The following is a 678-nucleotide window of genomic DNA, read 5'->3' on the forward strand; positions in this document are numbered from 1 at the left end:
GCGGCGCTCGGCGTCGGAGGCGGTGTTCTCCGCCATCAGGTGCACGTATCCCGACAGCCGGGCCAACGCCTCTGCGTCCGGGCCACCCGCCAGCCGTCCTTCGGCCACCTCGACGACTGCGGTGCACCAGTCACCGAACACCCGGTGGAACAGCTTGCCCTTGTCGCCGAATGCGCCGTACAGGCTGCCCTTGCCCAAGCCGCTCGCCTGGGCGATGTCGTCCATCCGGGTTCCCGCATAGCCGGTCGCCCAGAACTGTTCCCGGGCCCGCTCCAGGACTTGGCGTTCGTCGAATGCGCGTGGTCTCGCCATGATCTCAGCCTAGCGATTCTTGACTCGATCGTCCATTACTACCTACGTTATGGACGATCCATTCCACTACCGAAGGGGTTCGACATGCCAGGCGTGCTGCGGGAGAAGGTGGCCGTGATCACCGGAGGGACCAGCGGGATCGGGCTGGCCATCGCCCATCGCTTCGTACGGGAGGGCGCACGGGTCTTCGTGACCGGTCGGGACGTCGACCGTCTCGAAGCGGCAGTCAAGGAGATGGGCCCTGCGGCCACCGGCGTACGATCCGACGTCTCGGTCCTGGCCGACCTGGACGCGCTCTACGAGCGAGTCCGCGAGGAGGCCGGACACATCGAAGTGCTGGTGGCCAACGCGGGAAGCGTCGCGGAC

Annotated in this window: 2 protein-coding genes; one reads left to right on the forward strand and one right to left on the reverse strand. The window is 67.0% G+C overall.

All coding sequences use genetic code 11. The annotated features are described in order from the left end of the window. Positions 1-312, reverse strand: a 312-nt coding sequence (locus TN53_RS41575; RefSeq protein WP_046264086.1) for a TetR/AcrR family transcriptional regulator, incomplete at its 3' end; no start/stop codon positions are given. An 84-nt stretch (positions 313-396) separates the two neighbouring features. Between TN53_RS41575 and TN53_RS41580 the strand changes: the two genes are divergently transcribed. After that, the coding region (locus TN53_RS41580; RefSeq protein ID WP_046264085.1) for an SDR family oxidoreductase at positions 397-678 on the forward strand (282 nt) is incomplete at its 3' end.

Source organism: Streptomyces sp. WM6386 (genome assembly GCF_000972385.1).
Classification (GTDB): domain Bacteria; phylum Actinomycetota; class Actinomycetes; order Streptomycetales; family Streptomycetaceae; genus Streptomyces.